The sequence below is a fragment of the Micromonospora sp. NPDC051006 genome (assembly GCF_044456245.1).
Classification (GTDB): Bacteria; Actinomycetota; Actinomycetes; order Mycobacteriales; family Micromonosporaceae; genus Micromonospora.
This window is the reverse complement of record NZ_JBITFP010000017.1, coordinates 87,238-103,123: the sequence shown is the minus strand read 5'-3', so window position 1 is coordinate 103,123 and position 15,886 is coordinate 87,238. Positions and strand designations below refer to the sequence as shown.

The following is a 15,886-nucleotide window of genomic DNA, read 5'->3' as shown; positions in this document are numbered from 1 at the left end:
CTGACTGAGCAACGCCACCCCCACATGCCGGGTCGTCGGTCAGCGTCGTAGACGGCGGGCACACTCGCCATCGTGGCCGTCGCGGAGCAGGCACCGCCGGCCGCCAGGCAACCTCAGGTCGCAGAAGACCCGGTGGCGGAGGAACTGCTGGTCCTCTTCGGAGACGGTGGTCTCCCCCGGGTCGGTCATCGGCAGCAGCGCCATCCACCGGCCGATGACCCGGGCCAGGCGCTGCGCGGCGGGTAGATCGGCGGCGACGACGGGCAGATGGATGACGTACCGCTGGCTCATCGGGCCTGGTCCCGCTCGTTGCCGGCGCGGGCGTGGTCGGCCTGCCAGCGCCGCAGCGCGTCCTTGATCCGCGCGGTCTCCCGGCGGCTCTCGGCGAGGGCGGTATGGAGCGCCGACATGTCGACGGCAACGCGGTCGAGGAAGGCGTACACGTCGTCGGGGTTCAGGCCGCGGCGTCCGAGCCCGGTCGGTGCGAAGCGGCGCTCGCGCACCTGCCAAGGCAGCAGGCTTGTGTACGCCGAGGAGCGATAAGTCGCACCGCTCCCCCGTGCCGGTCGTTGGTTGGAGACGTTCATCTGCTCGGCCTGCCTTCCTCTTAGTGGAAGGGTGGGCCCACCACTCACACCGCTCGCGCGGGCCCACCCCGCCCTGCCACCGCAGCTTCGATCAGCGGTACGGCACCAGGGCTGCTCAACGGCGTCACTCGACCGAGTTATAGATCCAGCTCCCGCCTCGGGACGTCACCGCTTCGGTAAATATACGGACAGGGGCACAGGGGCACAACCAGTCTGCCCCACGGGCGGACGAGGCTTGTGAGGTATGACCATCGATCCGCGCTCGCACACGCCCGTCTATGTGCAGGTCGCCGACATACTGCGGAGGCGGATCGAATCCGGTGAGCTGGCGCCCGGGGTATCGCTGCCGAGTGAGGCGCGACTGACCCAGGAGTACGGCATCGGCCGTGAGGCCGTCCGGATGGCGATGTCGATTTTGCGGTCGGAGGGGTTGGTCAGCACCGTTCGCGGTCACGGAACGCGGGTGCGAGGGACGCCCGAGCGGCAGCTGGTGGAGCTGCCAGCTGGCGCGTCGGTTGTCGCTCGCATGCCGACGGGCCGTGAACGGAACGAGCTGCACCTCGACGAGGGCGTCCCGGTGGTGGAGATCCGCCACGGCACGGGCAAGGTGGAGGTCAAGCCCGGCGACCAGGTCGAGCTGACGCGCCCAGCAGATGGATAGGTCTTAACCCAGCTCGAACTGGCAGGCCATCGCCTTTTGTCGGCACTCTTCGGCAAACTCGTGCTCGTCTTCCGACTGGCCCAAGTCTCGGGCCAACGCCTCGAAGGCCTGACGAGCCTGCCGGAAATCACCTGCGAGCATGTAAAGGTTGGCGAGATCTAGTCGTAGCGCGACGATCTGCGTAGCGAGCGGTTCATGGCCGGCGGGTGCCGAACGGAGGGCACGCTCCAACACCTCGGCCGCTTGCACAAAGCGTTCGTTCTCGGCCAGCTCATGTGCCTGTGCGCGTAACTCGACCAGTTCCTGCTGGGATCTTTGTTGCGGCGCGGAGACAGCCCCGGGCGGCGGAAGAGCCTGAGTGGCCGGGTCCGGTGGGGGGGCTACGACCCGGAGACTGGCGCTTTCGTCGACGAACGGCGTTAGAAGCTGCTGAACTTCCTCAGCCGACGCTGGCCTCTCCATTGGCTCTTTGGCCAGGAGGCAGTAAAGGAGATGCGCCAGGTCGTCGGGCACGTCCGAGCGGTGCTCGGTGATGATGGGGATCGGCGAGCGCATGTGCTGGCGCAGCATGTCGGGGGCGTTCGCCGCGTCGTAGGGAGGGTTACCGGCGAGCATCTCGAAGAGGATGCATCCCAGGGCGTAGAGGTCGGCCGCGGGTCCGACGGAGCCGCCTTTGGCCTGCTCGGGTGCGATATAGGCGGGCGTGCCAAGCGTGCGGCCGGTGGCGGTGAGGCGCGACGCTTCGGCCGGACCCAGCAGCGCGGCGACCCCAAAGTCGAGCACCTTCACCACCCCGGATGGGGTGACCATGAGGTTCTGGGGCTTCAAGTCGCGGTGCACAAGGGAGGCGGCGTGGGCGGCGACGAGCACAGAACAGATCTGCGCGGCAATCGACGCCGCCTCGCCGACGCGTAGTTGCTCCTGCTCGGCGATGTGGTCGGCGAGGACGATTCCGGGCACGAGCTGCATGACGAGGTAGAGGTCATCGCCATACACGCCGAGGTCGTGTACGGCCGGCACGCCGGGATGGTCGAGCCGGGCGGTCGCTCTCGCTTCGCGCCGGAAGCGTTTGACCGCCGTCTCACGCTCGTCTTCCGGTACCTCCAGCTGCCGGAGGAACTTAATCGCCACTGGCCGGTCGAGTCGCTCGTCGAAGCCGGCCCAGACCTGGCCCATTCCGCCGCGTCCGACCGGATACGTCAACTCGTACCGCTCGCCGATGCGGTCCCCCGCCTGCACCTTTGGCCCCCCTGCGCTTAGAGCCGGCCCCCGCTGACACGGGCGCCGGTGCTCACGGTAGCTGTCGCTGCACGAGCCGGCTGGTGAGGAACGGGCTGGGTGTGCCGTGCCAGAACACCGCCAGCTCGTCGCGGGGACGGGTGGCGGCGACGAAGAGCAGGGAGCGGTCCCGCTGGCGTTCGCGCTGGTAGCGCTTGGGGTCGGTATCCCGGAATCTGCTGATCATCTGCCGAGGCACGAGCCCGTCGCTGACCCCGGCGATGATCATCCGCTGGTACTCGAGACCCTTGAACCGGTGCATGGTGCCGACGTGGACACCGTCGGGTTGCTTCGGACCGTCGGGGCCGATCTCCACCACCGGCAAGCCGTCGGCACCCAGCCGGCTGATCACGTCGGCCGCGAGGTCCTTCGTCGGCACGCAGATGGCCACCGAGCCGTCGGTCGGGTTGCCCCAGCCACGCAACTGTTCAACGATCAGATCCCGTTCCTGGGCCCATGTGGGCGCACCGCGGAAGATCGGTCGGCCGCCCCGTAGCAGCGAGCGGTAGCCGGCCAGGTCCTCCTCGCCGCCGTCGAGGTCGTCGTACACCTCACCGGTCATGATCTGCAGGGCATCAGCCAGGATCTGCCGGGTTGTGCGGTAGCTAAGGGTGAGCCGGGAGGAGCGGCCCCGGATGTTGATGCCGAGGCTGCTCAGCGTCACGTGGTTGTCGTAGATGCGCTGGTGGGTGTCGCCGGTGAGGAACATGTCGTCCGAGCCGGGCGCGACCATGGCGCGCAGCATCTTCCAGTGCGCGGCGCTGAGGTCCTGCGCCTCGTCGACCACGACGTGCCGGTAGCGGGGGCGATAGAAGCCGCCCGAGGATTCAGCGGAAGCGTCAGCGGCAGCGCGCTCCATCTCCAGCCGTGCCGCCCGCTGGGCGACCTGCCGCCAGGTCCAGACGCCCTGACCCTCCAGCCATGTGGTGAACCGCTCCACGAGCTGCCAGATCTGGTCCCGCTCCGCCCGCGTCAGGGAGCGTCCACGGTTGGGCCGGCGGGCCTTGAAATAGTCCGTCCGCGAGTTGAGCACCTGGCCCAGGATCACCTGGGACCACTCGGCCGCGAGAAACTCGGCGTCCCAGCCGGATTCCCCCGTCTCCACCAGGAAGTCACTCCACAGCTGGGAGACGCGGTTGTCGTCAACAACCCGCCGGGTGCCACCTGCCTTCGCCTCGGACACCACCTTGCTCGCTAGCCGGTCGATGTTGACGATGTCCACCCGGGACACCAGCTCCTGACCGCCGAGCGCCATCAGCCGCGTTCGCAGGTCGGCCGCCAGGTTGCGGTTGAATGTGGTGAGCAGGATGGGCTTGTCGGCGCCGGGCGGAAGCTTTCGGGCCAGGTGGGCGACCCGATGCAGCGCCACGATCGTCTTCCCGGTGCCGGGACCGCCGCCGACGCGAGCTGGCCCGTTGTACTTCCGCTCCACCAGCTTGCGCTGGGTCGGGTGCAGGAAGATCTGCCAGCGCTCAAAGGACTCGCCGAGCATCGCCTGGAGCGCTTCATCGTCCGAGGAGACCTGGGTGGCTGGGCGTTCCACCGCGGCCTCAAAGTCCTCCGGGTCGACCGGCTCGTCGGCCCGTACCGGATCGGTGACCTGCTTGAGCACCTCGTCGTACGGGGTGCCGTCGAAGAGCGCGAAGAGTACGTCGGTGGTCAGCTGCGGCGCCCGGTCGAGCAACGCCAGCAGCTCGGCCTCGGTGGTCAGCTCCCGGATCTGCGGCAGGAGCGGCTCCGACACACCCAGGTCCACGAGTTGAGCGTCGCTGTACTTGTCGAAGAGCGGCTTCGGCGTGGCCGCCGGCTCCACCTCCGGCGGGACGACCCGGCCGATGATGCTGTCGCCGACCGGCTCCAGGTCGACGACCTCGATGCCGCCGGTGACCCGGTTGATCCGGTACGCGTACCGGCTCAGGTCGTCGTAGACCTCGCTGCGGTGCTTGACCGCGACGAGCAGGTAGTCCCGCTCGGCGATGTGCAGCAGCAGCGCCCGGTAGTCCTTGCTGATCCGTGCGGACATCAGCCGGGCGTCGCCGTTGAGCGACTTCAGGTTGAGCCCTGGGTTCTCCGGGTTGTGCCGGAACTTGTGCATGAACTCGTAGACCGCACCAATGTCGGCGCGGGTGAGCTTCATGACCTCCTTGTCGGCCCGGTCCAGCATCCGCAGGGTTGCTCCGGTGTTCATCGACGTTCTCCCCCGCTCGTCGCTTCGATCTGCGCCGCCAACTCGTCGGCGGGCCATTCGCGCGCGGTCCGCGCGTGCCAGCCCGCCTCCGCGTACGCCCGGTCGCGGTCGGCGACCTCCGGATCATCCTGCGACCCGGAGAGCACGATCGCGATCCGCCGCTCCGGCCAGGCCAGCTCGGCCGGCCAGCCCTGGTCACCCAGCTCGTAGCCGACCACCGGCGCCGGCACGCCCTGCCGGGCCAGGTGCTGAACGAGCAGCTCCAAGGTGTTCTCGTCCCGGTCCAGGTACCGCAGCACCTCGTGCCACGGCGAGTCGGAGCTCACCGTCTCCGGCTCGGCCGGTGCCGGTTGCGCGGTGACGCCGAGCCAGGTGGCGGTCTCCTCGTCCAACGGCAGCGCGCGCTGCGCCAGCATGAACCCGGTTCCCTCGGTGACCGCCATGGAGGCCGGCTCGAAGGAGTCGAGCGTGGAGAGCGCGAGCTGCCCGGCGTCCCCGCCCCCGTTGGTGAGGAACTGGATGATGTTGCCCCACGCCAACCAGGACGCCCATCGCCTCTTGTGACCATCGCCGGCCACCGCGGCCGACGAGTCGTCGATCACGGTGAGCGCCGACCAGACTCGCGTGCCCCCGCGGCCGTCGACGATCAGCGTGAGCGGGCAGTTGGCGTCGTCCCTTGCTCGGAACAGCGCGATTCCGCCCTGTTCGGGTTGTTGCAGCGGTTCGCCGCGAAGCGCGGCGAGGATCCGGACGCCGATCCCGCCGGAGGCGGCGCCCGTCTTCTCCCGCGCCTGCTGGAGCAGGCCGGCGAGGGTCGCCTCCGCCCGCCGCTGCCAAAGGTCCAGATCGGGATCGGCGAGGAACTGCATGAGCAGGTCGATGGGGTTCGTCCAGACGAACCGCTTCAGATCGTCCGGGTCCGTGTCGGGGGCGATCTGCCGGTACAGGTCGCGGGCCTTCTGCTGCCCATTCCCGGCATAGGGCGCCCAGTTCCCGGGGTTTCCTTCGTTGCCCCAGCTGGTGACGTCGTCCCAGTTGGCGGCGAAGACGAGGTAGTTGTGGGCACGCAGGCGGGCACGCTTCTCCGCGTCGTCGGCGAGCCGGTTGTACTGGGCTGAGCCGTGGTACTTGAACCCGTCGAGGTAGACGGCGACCTCGGGCGAGGACGCGTCGAGGCGCTTGAAGTGCACGTCGGGGCGGGTGCCCCGGATGGTGTTCTGCAGCTTCATCTGCCAGTGGGTAACGCTACGGCCGTTGTCCCGGCTGAAGTGGAGGTCAGCGATGCGGGCGCCATCGCGGTCGTGGCCCTTTTCGATGCGCAGACCGGATCCGCGCAGGTCCGGCCGGACCAGTAGCTTGGTGAGGAACTGCATCTCCAGCTCGCTCTCCACCTGGTGGATGAGCGAGATCTCGTCGGTGCGCGTCCCCTCCTGGACGTCCCAACCGTCGAGGAGCCGGGTCAGCATGGCCAGCGCCTCGTCCCGACTCATCAGCGGGAACTCGTCGTTGCGCGCGTACCGCAAGAGGCAACGGTGGCACGCCGTGCGCTTGCCGCAGACGCAGGTGTCGATCAGGTCCCGGGCCAGTTCCAGGACGGCGCGGAACTCCTCCGGCTTGGCAAGGCGGTGGAGGTAGCCCGTGCCCTGCGGCTGGGTGTCGTAGACGACCACGAAGTTGCGGGTACCGTCGCTCTGCCCGTCGGGCATGGTGGCCCGCACGACCTGGAGGTGCGCGGGGTCGCCGCCGTACTGGGCGGCGATACCGAGCCGGACCGCCGCGGCGAACGAGACGAGCCGCTCCTGCACCACGACGGTCGCCGCGGGGATCAGGATGCGTAGCGCCTCGGTCTCCAACTCGTGGGCGAGGATCAGGTCGACGTGGGCGTCCGGAGTACTGGGCGAGCGCCGGTACGGGCACCAGGGCCGGTGGTGCTCGGCGCCCTGCGCGACGGTCGAGCCGGACGCCTGCGCGGCGAGCTGCTGGCTGACCGCCGGCGCGCCGTCGACCGTGGTGCCGCCGCAGGACGTGCAGGTGTGGAACCGGTTGATCCGTACCTCGTCGCCGGCGAACGGCTCGGCGACCCGGTCGTACCGTTGAGCGCCGAGGTTGAAGTGTCGGATCATCGCATGCCGGCTGTAGTCGACGCCGAAGGTGTCGTGCGCGTGCCGCCAGGACGACTCGACCTTGGCGGGGTCGATGTCGACGGCGTAGGTGGTGGCGTAGAAGCGGCGGTCCCGGTCGTCGTCGTCGTCCCGGATCCTGGCGTCGTCGCGCTTGTCCCGGCTGAGCACCCGGGTCGGCTGGAGCACCTTGAACAGGCGTCCATGATCGGCGATGCCGGGGTCGGCGCAGCGTGGGCAGGGGCTGGTGTCCTCCTGCGCCAGGTGGGTGCGGACGTAGCCGCACTGGGCGCAGACCCGCCACTGCTCGTACGCCGGCCGGTCGGCCGGGCCGACGTCCAGCCCGGAGATCTCGTGCTTGTAGCCGCGCACGTAGTAGCTGTTGCCGGGGGCGATCTCCACCAGTGCCTGGCGGGCGGGCCGGGCGTACTCGCGCAGCTCGCTGTGGAACCGGCGGTCGCCGTCGGTCTTCTCCTCCCAGGTCAGGGCCGCTTCCAGATCGGTCCGGGTGTCGATCAGCGCGTAGTTCGGCAGCAGGCCGAACTCGACCAGGGTGCCGTGCGCGGCGGCGGAGCTGACCTCACGCAGCCGCTTGCGGACGGCGCCGGCCTCCGCCTTCAGCATCCTTAGTTCGCGGGCGTGGTCCGGGTCGCTCGGGACCAGGGTGCCGCGGGCCGTGTCGATCTCCTGGAGGCGGCGCCGCAGGTCGGCCAGGCGGACCTCCCACGACTCGCCGGCTTCCTTGACCCGGTGGACGATGCCGTCCACCGCGAACTCCCGCAGCTGGTCGGCGGCGGCCGGGAGCACCTTGTCGCCGAAGAGGCCGAGGAAATCCTCCACCAGCCGGGGGCCGTCGCGGCGTCCGGCCTCGGCCAGGTTGGTCAGCCATCCGCTCGGGCCGAAGAGGACGTGTGCCCGGCGGGGCATCGGCAGTACGCCGGGCAGCCGGTCGCGGGCGGCCAGGTCGATCAGGTGGGCGAGGTACTGCCGGCGCAGGATCTCCACGGCGGAGAGGAAACAGCCGGGCGGGACGATCTGCCCGGCGATCATGTCCCGCGGGTCGGTCAGGTAGTAACGGTCCCGCTCGGTCCGGCCGACCAGGGTCAGCACGAGCGCGTTGCCGCTCTTACGACCGGCGCGGCCGGCACGCTGGACGTAGTTGGCCGGCCCGTGCGGCAACGACGCCAGCACCACCGCGGAGAGGGCGCCGATGTCGATGCCCATCTCCAGCGTCGGCGTGCAGGAGAGGACGTTCGGGTCGGTGTAGCGGTCACCCTCGCGGAACTGCTTCTCGACGGTTTCCCGCTGGGCCCGGGTCAGCATGCCGGTGTGCTCGCCGGTCACCACCCGGAACACCGGGCTCTCCAGGTAGAGCCGCCGGTAGTAGTCGTCGGGCGCGGTGTCGTCCACGGCTGCCTGGAGGCGGCCGGCGCAGCGGTACTGCCGGCACGGTTGGCCGATCCAGTCGGCCACCCGGTCCGGGTGTTCGGTCTGCTGCCAGTGGCAGGTGTCGCAGCCAACCCCGGCGGTGACGGCCGCCGCGTCGTCGAGGCGGGTGACGCGCAGGTGGCCGGGCATCAGCCCGTACACGGTGTTGCCGTCCTCGGTGTCGCCGGCGGCGATGATGCCGTCGGCGGCCAGGGCGGGCAGCAGCCGGGAGAGGTAGCCGGCGGCCTCGCCGTGGTCAAGGCCCAGGCAGCGGGAGGTCCAGTCCTGGTACCAGTTGCCGCGCGCGGTGATCGCGTCGAACTCGGAGCGGGACTTCGGAGTGGCGAGCAGGAACGCGGGCGCCGAGAGCCCCCTGGGGAACGCGGGCATGCCGGCGGGCCGTCCGCCCCAGATCTGCCAGCGGGTGCCACCCCGCTTCAGGTACGGCGCCAGCCACTCGTGGTACACCGCGCCGCGCGTGCGCAGCCGCTCCAGCAGCCCGCGCAGGAAGGCGAGGTAGCGCGCGTCGTCCGGCGGTGCGCCGCCGAGGTGGCCGGGGCCGGTGAGCTGGACGTCCCGGCAGACGGTGGCGGCCTTCGCCGGGTCGTCGAGGGCGACCTCCACGGCGACGCTGCGGGTCAGCTCCAGGGTGCGACCCTGACGGGCGCGCAGGCCGGTCTCCATCACGGTGGCGAAGACGAGCCGCTCGCTGATCAGCGACCAGGTGTCGCGGCTGCCGGTGTGCTCACCGGCGAGCAGGCTGTCCACCCCCGGCTGATCGTGCAGATCCGGCGGCACGACGGTGGAGAGGATTCGCGGATCGGCCGCCGCCTCGATCATGTTGACGAAGAGGTCGTCCAGCCCGACCGACTCCCCCGGCCGCAGCTGGCTGGCGAGCAGGGAGCGCAGCGAGAAGGAGTACGACCGGTTGGCGACGAAGCCGGCGCGGTGCGCGGCGTCCTGGACCGAGTCGTTGAAGAGCAGCGTCTTCTTCTCGGCCTCACTCAGCTCGCCGCCGGTGAAGAGCTGGGTGATCGACACGGACGCGAGGGTCGCCAGTCCGGCGCCGAGGAAGCGGATGCCGTGGTCCAGCTCGCAGGAAGGGCAGCGGTCCTTCTCGGCCGCGTTGATGTCCTGGGTGTCACCGAGCACGACGACCGAATCATCAGTGGGCGTGTGGTCCCGCTGCGGGTCGAAGGGGCGCACCCGCCGGCCGTGTTCCAGCACCAGCAGGCCGCCCGATCGCTGCCGCACCTCGTCCTCGGTGGCGGCGATTAGGGCACGGACCCGCCGCTTGTCCCGTCCGACGCTGGCCCGGTAGACCTTGTCCGGGTCGATCTCCAGCTCCTGCGGGTCCTTCTCCGGCGAGATCGCCATCCAGCCGGAACGGCCGCAGTGCCGGCAGTAGATCGCGGGCAGCCGCGGGTAGCGGTTGTCGGCCACCACCGCGTCGACCTCGGACGCGTACGGGTCCAACTCCCGGGGCGCTTCGCCGTACCAGCCGAAGGCGGCCTGGTGGGAGGTGCCGCGCAGCAGCCGGGAGACGGCGCGTACCCACAGGTGGGTTTCGATGTTGAGCAGCGGACGGCCCGGCTCCTCCGGGTTCTGCGCCTCGGAGAGCAGGCCGACGAACCGAGCCAGGGCCTTGGCGGTGATCGCCGGTGGGGTCTTCATCGCGCTCCCCCAGCCGGTGGCGTTCTTGCGGGGCAGCACGTCGATGACTTCTTCGAGGGTGCGCGGCATCGGGCCGAGCGAGTCGAGGACCGCCTTGGTCAGCGGGTGCCGGCGCAGCAGCTCACCGAGCCGGGTCGGGTTGTCGGCGCAGCGCTCGCCGAGCAGCAACTCGGCGACGTCGGCGATCATCCGGTCCGGGTCGCGGTCGTCGACGGCGGCGAGCTGCTCCGGGCTGGGCAGCGGCAGGCTGAAGTCCTGGTGGGCGATGAACTCCCCGGGCTCGTAGCGGTCCTCGCCGACCAGCGAGCCGGCGTCGAAGCCGACCCCGAAGACCTGCTCGGCGACCTCGCGGATCGCGGTGCGGCCGTCCCGACCGCCGCCCTCGCCGAGCGTGGCCGAGGTGGCGACCGGGCAGATCGGCCCCAACGGACGCTCCGGCTGGTCGAGACCGAGCGCGGCGGCGAGCCGGCGCAGCAGCATCGCGACGTCGGTGCCCTGTGCGCCGTCATAGGTGTGGAACTCGTCCAGCACCACGTACGCCGGCTCGGCGCCCTCCCACAGCGGCAGGTCATCGGCGCGCTGGAGCAGCAGGTCGAGCATCTTGTAGTTGGTGATCAGGATGTCCGGTGGCGTGCGGCGCATCTCGGACCGCTTCGTCATCACGTGCGGGTACTCGATGGCCGCCACGTCACCGATGTAGAGGCCGGCGGTGACCTGGCTGAGCGCCGGATCGGAAAGCAGCTCGTTGATGCGCTGCGTCTGGTCGGTGGCCAGCGCGTTCATCGGGTAGAGCAGGATCGCTTTGATCCCGGCCCTCCCCTGCTGCCTCTGCCGGCGGCAGTGGTCGAGCACCGGGATCAGGAACGACTCCGTCTTGCCAGAGCCGGTGCCCGTGGTGATCAGCGTCGGCTCGGCCGCCTTGCCCTTCGTCGACAGGCGGGCAAATGCCTTCGCCTGGTGCAGGTAGGGCGTGAAGTCGTCCGGCGCCCAGCCCAGGCTCGCCACCCAGTCGCCGTCCGCTGGGCGGAAGGGCGTGCGGATCCGCAGGTACGGCCCGCGGAAGATGCCCTGCTCCGGGTGGGATAGGAAGCCCTCCAATCCGTGGCGGACGCCCTCCTCGGTCAGACCGAAGGTGGTGGTCAGGTACTGGGTGAGGGCGCGCTGGAGGGTGTCGGCGGCGATGGTCGGCCTCATGACAGCTGCCATCCGGCGTCGATAGCGTCCTGGAGCCGCTTGCTGAAGACCGCGTGCGCCTGCCGGTACTCGTTCTCCCGATCCGCCTTGTAGAAGGGGGCCACGTAGCCCGCCGGCACCCGGCTCCGTCCCGGGTCCTCCAGGTACTCCATGAGCTGCTCGTAGTGCTCTTTGTCTTGACCGAAACCGAAGGCGTGGTGATTCTTCGCGATCTTCCGGCCATTCATGTCGAACCAGGTGGCAGTGTCATAGTCAGCGAGGATCGGGTACCGGGCACGGTAGAGCGCAACGAGCTGCTCGGCGGTCAAGCCGAGCCAGCACGACACGAGTGCGTCGATCTCCACCAGCGCCGCGCGCCGCTCGTACTCGGTACGCAACGACGTGCCCGCCTCCCACGTCGCACGACCCTGTGCCAACGGCGCGATGTTGGGCCAGTCGACAGCCCAGTCCGTGGTCGCGAAGCATTCCCTGTGAAAGAGGTCGTTCCACAGCGGCGCGAAGGCTTTGGTCTGACATGTCAACCGTAGAAGCCGCAGCAGCAGTTCCAGCGCCAGGGGGTGCCCTGGGTCCGGGGAGGGCAGGTTCTGCGCCTCCGTCATCCGGAACTGTCCCTTCCCTCTGACCCGGAGAAGGTAGTCCAGGGGGAGCGCCGCCCAGAACCCCGCGATCAGGGCGGTCTCTTCATCGGAGGCGGCAGCCAGGGTGTTGATCGCGTCGACGTGTGTCGGTCCCGGCGGGATCAGCGCGCTGTAAAGGCTCCTCTCCGTATCGAACGGAATCATCATCCGCCAGGCGAGTCGGAAGTAATCCGAAGACAGTCGTCCCCGCCAGACATCCTGCGCACGTTCAAAGACCTGTTGGCTCGTCGCCCGGAGGTAGTTGGTGCGCGGAACGTAGTCGACCGGCAGTCGCACGAAGTAAGGCGCGGTCCAGTCTCTGTTCGACCGGCATGGAAGATTCGGCTGCTTCGAAGCAGGGGTCGCTATCGAGATGTGCGGCCCCTGCAGCACGACTTTAGACCAGTCGTCCGCGGTGCTCGTGTCCCAACGGATCAACCCGTCCTTCTTGGCTTTTCCCTCGTCGAACCCGAGACTGACACTCGGCCCGCGATCCTTCAGCCGGACGCTGGGTCTGCCGAGAACTCGCATCGCGTCCAACTCCGCGGAACTCACCGGGTACAGCATCTTTGCCTCCGCCGCTGAGGCTTCAACCTCACCGGCGAGTTCGACCCATTCGGCCAACACCTCCGCGTCAACCTCGATAAGCCGCGTCTCATGCGGCCTGATATCCCACGACCCAGCGTGCTTAATGCCAGGGACGTACGCCCCACCCTCCCTTTGCAGCGAACCAGTGAGGGTCGATGTGTCAAACAGCCAGCTCACGTGCGTGAAGTCCACCGGACCGGGGTGACCGTAGACATGAACACCAAATTCGGTGTTGGAATGGATTTCCGGGAATATTCCCCGGCGGTTGTGGAAGTGGGCGTGCAGCCTCAGTCGTTGGTAGGACGAAGCGCGAAGGTGTCGCTCTCGCACGCCAGCGAAGTGGGTGTCCGGATGGACGAGACCGGCTGTGCCGCAGGCGTTGGCGTGTGCCCACACCTGACACATGAAGGCCCTGTAGAGGTCAGGGCGGGTACCGACGAGAAGCGGGTACGTGGCCGCCGCCGTCAGGAAGAACACGAGGCCGCCGTTAGCTTCCAACTGCCGCAACAAATAGCGGCTGACGCCGGGGGTGCGAGTGATCAGATCGCCTCTACGTGCGTTCCAGGTCTTCGTTTCGGGCTTGTCGACAAGCCGGAACCACGGATCGCGCTCCGCGAGGATGACGTCTTCCTTCCAGTCGGGCCGCACCCATGGCGGATTACCCACCTGAAGATCGAAGCCGCCCTTCGCGAATGTCTGGGCGAAATTCAGTTCCCAGTGGAAGAAGCCCTGCTCGTCGGCTATCGCCTCAGCGGCCTGCAGCCAGGGGAACCGGTCGGCGAGCCGGTAGGACTCGTCCATGCCCATCAAGGCCGGGAGCATGTCCTCGTACTCGCCCAGCTCCGCCAGCGACGAAAAGCCGCTGAGCAGCGATTCGGCAGGAATGTCCGCGCGGCCGATGAGCGCCTCGGCGAAGGTGAGCCAGTCATCGAGGTCGGCCAGCGGGACCTGCTTGCGGAGCTGCTCGGCTACTGTGACCTTGCGGGTGCCGGTGGGCTTTGTCGGCAGCTTGAGCTGCTGCGGTGCCACTTGACCGAAGATGTCCTGCAGTTCGAAGGTCGCCGGCTCCTCGTACACCGGCAGGTCCTTCACGTGGGCGACCTCGACGGGCGCTGCAGGGTAGGCCGAGGCTGACCCGTCGAGCAGGCCGACCTGATCCAGCGACCAGAACCAGAGGGCGCACCAGACGTCCATCAGCGTCTTGAGTCGCCAGTAGGGCGTGCCCGGCGCGTTCAGATCCGCCAGAATCTTCTCCCGCGGAACGGCCTCCGTCACCTTCGACAGGCCCTCAGCTTCCCAGACCTCAATGTCGCGGCGAATTTCCCGCTCCGAGATGGCCAGCCGCTGTTGCACGAGGTCCCACAGGAACTCGACCCGCCGGGCCAGTGCCTGCAGCCGCTTGAGCTGCGAGTTCTTTCCCTTGGCCGTCGGCACCCGCTTCATCGCCGTACGCCACCTCTTGAGCCGCTCGGTCTCGGCCGGCGCCAGCTCGCGGGCTTCCTTGTCCCCCGCGACGGCGCCCCAGCCGTCAGCGGGGAGCAGGAAGTGGTGGATGGTGCCCTCGTCGATCGGGCCGTCCCGGAACGGCTTGTCCTGCGGCACGGTGGTCAGCCAGGACTTGTCGGCGAGCTGCTTCGGGCTGTAGAGCTTTCGACCACCGCCGATGAGCGAGTTGCCGCGCTGGAGGTGCAGGCCGAACCAGGGCGCTTGGAGGCCGGCGTGCATGACGTTGAGCCAGAGCGAGACCTCGGCCAGCTCCACGGCGGTGCGGTTGAGGTCCACGCCGTAGCAGTTGTGCAGGGCGATGTACGCCTTCACCCGCTGGAGTTCGAGGTGGTACTGCTCCGGGTCGAGGCTGACGCCCAGCTCCTCCTGCCGGCGGCGCAGGTATTCGGCGGCGACCTGGTTGATCGCCTCGTTGAGGAACGCGCCGGAGCCGAGCGCCGGCTCGCAGATCGTCCAGTTCAGCAGCTCGCGGGCCTTGGTGACGGTGCCGTCCTGGTCGAGTCGGTACTTCAGGGCAAGCTGGACTGTGACCTCGGTCAGGGACTGCGGCGTGTAGTAGGAGGCGCTGGTCTGCCGGTCCCGGCCGGCGAGCCGGTAAACGAACGCGCCCGGGGCGTAGGTGACCCGGCTGCGGACGCCGGTGTAGGGGTCCTCCTTGTAGACGAAGACGCCGTCGTCGTACTCGTCGACCTTGGAGGCCGGGATCATCCAGGAGCCGTCCTTGGGCTCGCCGTTCTTGGCCACCTCGTAGAGCTGCTCGGTGGCGACGAACCCGGTGTAGGACATCAGTCCCTCGTAGACCGCGCCGAGCTGGTTGATGCCGAGCTGGGCGTACGAGATGAAACCGCCGCGGCGCTTCTTGCCGCCCTTGGTGAGCATCAGCCGGCGCAGCACCTGGTAGAGGGTGGCGTTGCGCAGCCGGGTGTCGATCTTCGGGCCGTCGGGGTCGTCGGGGTCGCTGCCCGGCACCGGGATCAGCCGGCCGATCAGCTTGGTCTTCTCCGGCAGGAAAAGGTCCGAGCGCATCGGCTCGAAGCGCAGGCCCTCCCCCTCGCTGGCCTTCTCCTCGACAGCCTTGCTGCCCTGGGGGCGGTGGCCCTCGTTGACCATGCGGAAGAGCAGGTCGAGCGACTCGTAGAGGTGGAAGCCGCCTTCGGCGGAGGGGGCGAGCCGGCGGGAGATCAGATCGCCGACGCGGGCGAGGCTGTAGCCCTCGACGTACTCGTGGTCGTTCACCGGGAGCACGCCCAGCTCGGGGCGGGCCTCGGCGTAGAGCAGGAAGAGGATCCGGTAGAGGTAGCGCAGCGCCTCGCGGCCCAGCTCCTTGGCCAGCTCGTCCAACTCCATCACCTGCTGCGGCTGGTAGCCGGCCTGCCGGATCCGGTCGAGCACCTCGTTGGCGATGAGTTCGACGGAAGTCCGCAGCCCTTCGCGCAGCTCGCTGGAGACGCCGACGGCGCGCTGGCGGGAGCCGGCGACCAGGTCGGCGAGCGGCTCGGTGCCGCCCTCTGCGGGCGGGCGCAGCGAGTCGGCGCCGAACAGCGCCGCGATGACGTCGAGTTCCTTGTCGTCGTTGCGGGCGTAGGCGGTGTCGAGGCTGACCGCGAGGTAACGGCCCTCACCCCAGACACTGCGGTCGGCCAGGGTGATGACGCCGCCGCTGAGCAGCAGCACGTACCGGGGTGGGTTGTCGGCGGCGAAGAGCCAGGAGGCGAGCTTCGCCCCGGTCTCGATGGTCTCGTTGCCAGGCAGGGTGACCGGGTCGAGCAGCCGGCCGGCACCATCCGAGTCCTGTGCGGCGTCGGTGTCTACCGCCCAGCCACACTCGAGAGCGACGATGCCGTGCGCGGTGGTCAGCTCCGCGTGGGCGACCCGGATCTCGTGCTCCTGGCCAGCCCTCTCGACGGTGATGACCTGCGGCTGTGGATCGAAGCCCAGCCCTTCCAACAGGTCGTGGTGCTGCTTGCGCAGCCGCTCCGGGTCGAAGAAGTCCAGGTCGGTGAGTTCGGTCTTGGCATCGAAGTAGCGCCGACGCATGCTCCGCA

The 15,886-nt window shown here is 69.0% G+C and carries 7 protein-coding genes; 1 reads left to right on the top strand and 6 read right to left on the bottom strand.

The features are described 5' to 3' along the window. Positions 1-39 precede the first annotated feature (39 nt). Positions 40-291, bottom strand: coding sequence for a hypothetical protein (locus tag ACIBBA_RS23470; protein ID WP_396700108.1), 252 nt, complete (start codon positions 289-291; stop codon positions 40-42). Then, positions 288-587: a DivIVA domain-containing protein gene (locus tag ACIBBA_RS23465; RefSeq protein ID WP_396700107.1), complete on the bottom strand. Its 300-nt coding sequence runs from the start codon at positions 585-587 to the stop codon at positions 288-290. The genes ACIBBA_RS23470 and ACIBBA_RS23465 overlap by 4 nt, the downstream gene beginning before the upstream one ends. Before the next feature lie 244 nt (positions 588-831). Between ACIBBA_RS23465 and ACIBBA_RS23460 the strand changes: the two genes are divergently transcribed. Further along, complete coding sequence (locus ACIBBA_RS23460) at positions 832-1,248, top strand: GntR family transcriptional regulator (protein WP_396700106.1); 417 nt, start codon at positions 832-834, stop codon at positions 1,246-1,248. 3 nt (positions 1,249-1,251) lie between these two features. On the opposite strand, the gene ACIBBA_RS23455 is transcribed toward ACIBBA_RS23460, so the two are convergent. From ACIBBA_RS23455 to ACIBBA_RS23440, 4 genes are read right to left on the bottom strand one after another with little or no spacing between them, the layout of a single operon-like run. After that, a complete protein-coding gene (locus ACIBBA_RS23455; RefSeq protein WP_396700105.1) occupies positions 1,252-2,487 on the bottom strand; it encodes a protein kinase in 1,236 nt (411 codons plus the stop codon). Between the two features lie 52 nt (positions 2,488-2,539). Beyond that, complete coding sequence (locus ACIBBA_RS23450; protein ID WP_396700104.1) at positions 2,540-4,714, bottom strand: UvrD-helicase domain-containing protein; 2,175 nt, start codon at positions 4,712-4,714, stop codon at positions 2,540-2,542. Beyond that, the gene (locus ACIBBA_RS23445; protein WP_396700103.1) at positions 4,711-11,142 is read right to left on the bottom strand and encodes a DEAD/DEAH box helicase; all 6,432 of its coding nucleotides are present in this window, start codon (positions 11,140-11,142) and stop codon (positions 4,711-4,713) included. Before ACIBBA_RS23445 ends, ACIBBA_RS23450 begins: the two co-directional genes overlap by 4 nt. Continuing rightward, entirely contained in the window at positions 11,127-15,878 is a 4,752-nt protein-coding gene (locus tag ACIBBA_RS23440) for a class I SAM-dependent DNA methyltransferase (RefSeq protein ID WP_396700102.1), read from the bottom strand. Before ACIBBA_RS23440 ends, ACIBBA_RS23445 begins: the two co-directional genes overlap by 16 nt. Between the last annotated feature and the right edge of the window lie 8 nt (positions 15,879-15,886).